We start from the raw sequence: 1,558 nt of genomic DNA, 5'->3' as shown, positions 1-1,558 counted from the left end.
CCGTCCAGCACCGGATCGCCGAAGCGCCGCCACCAGGCCGGGTCGGGGGCCCGGGCCGCCGCCGCATCGCGTCCCCCCGGATCATGCCACGCGGCGGGTACATCCGGCGCGGGCGCATGATAGGCTGGGCCGACCGTGCAGCCCCCGGCCAGTCCCGCGGCGGTCAGCATCCCCAGCACCAGCATCCTCGGCACCAGCATCCCCGGCACCAGCATCCCCGGCACCAGCATCCTCGGCACCAGCATCCTCGGCATCGGCCGCGCCGCCCGGTGCCTGGAGGCGAGCGGTTTCAATCGAGCGTCTCGCGATAGAAGCGCACGGCCACCAACACGGTGATCGCGGTGAACAGCAGGATCGGCCACAGATCGGGCAGGATGTCGGCCATGCCGTTGCCCTTGAGCAGCACGCCGCGCATGATGCGCACGGCATGGGTGGTCGGCATCAGCTCGCCGGCATAGCGCGCCCAGCGCGGCATGCCCTGAAAGGGAAACACGAAGCCCGACAGCAGCATGAAGGGCAGCATGGTGAATTGCGCCATCTGCTGCGCCTGCATCTGGTTGGCCGCGAGCGTGGAATAGGTGATGCCCAGCGCGAGGTTGCTGGCGATGAACACGCCCAGCACCCCGAACAGGATCGGCAGCGACCCCCGGACCGGCAGGTGCAGCAGCATGACCGCGATCAGCAGGATGATCACCACCTGCAGATAGCCGATGCCGATATAGGGCGCGATCTTCGCCAGCATGACCTCGACCGGGCGCACCGGCATGGCCAGCAGGTTCTCCATCGTGCCGCGTTCGCGCTCGCGGGTGATCGCAAGCGTGGTCAGCATCAGCGTGGACATCATCAGCACCACGCAGATCAGTCCCGGCACCACGTTCAGCACCGTCAATTGCTCGGGGTTGTAGCGGGTATGGACCAGGAAGCGGAAAGGCGGCGCCTGTGTCTGCGTCTGCGTCTGTGCCTGTATCGGCGCCCGCGCCCGGCGCGGGGGCGGCAGGTCGCGCGCCAGCACGTCGCCCAGGCCCGCCAGCGCGGCGGTGGCATAGCCGATCGCCGTCGGATCGGTGCCGTCCACGTCGATCAGGATGGCGGGCGATTCCCCGCGATCCACCGCCCGGTCGAAGCCGGGCGGCACCTGCACGACGAACAGCAGCCGCCCCTGGGCGATGCCCGCCTCGGCCTCGGACTCGGTGCCGATCGTGCGGATGCGGTAATAGCCCGTATTGCGCAGGGCGGTGACGATGGTGCGCTCGTACTGCGAGGGCTGAGCCATCAGCACGCCGGTCGGCAGGTCGTGTGGATTGGTGTTGATCGCATAGCCGAAAATCAGCAATTGCATGACCGGCAGCGCGATGATCAGCCGCAGGGTCATCGGGTCGCGCCGCACCTGCAACCATTCCTTGCGCAGCAGCGCGCCCAGGCGGCGGAACGACAGGTGGGTCATCGCGGTGCCTCCGCGCCGCCGTCGCGGGATTCCCGCGCCAGCAGATGGATGAACACGTCGTCCAGCCGGGGCGGGACCTCGTGCCAGGTCAGGCCCGCGCCCCGGGCGCGGATT

At 69.1% G+C, this 1,558-nt stretch carries 1 protein-coding gene and 1 pseudogene; both read right to left on the bottom strand.

What is annotated here, in order from left to right; all coding sequences use genetic code 11:
* Positions 1–254, bottom strand: a pseudogene (locus tag HUK84_RS17640) (hypothetical protein); the annotation flags it as partial.
* 35 nt (positions 255–289) lie between these two features.
* On the bottom strand, positions 290–1,444 hold the full coding sequence (locus tag HUK84_RS17635; RefSeq protein WP_176641415.1) for an ABC transporter permease: 1,155 nt from the start codon (positions 1,442–1,444) through the stop codon (positions 290–292).
* Positions 1,445–1,558 lie beyond the last annotated feature (114 nt).

The organism is Nguyenibacter vanlangensis, assembly GCF_013376155.1.
Taxonomy (GTDB): Bacteria; Pseudomonadota; Alphaproteobacteria; order Acetobacterales; family Acetobacteraceae; genus Gluconacetobacter; species Gluconacetobacter vanlangensis.
Note: the sequence above shows the minus strand (reverse complement) of the source record. Positions and strands in the feature narration are given on the sequence as shown.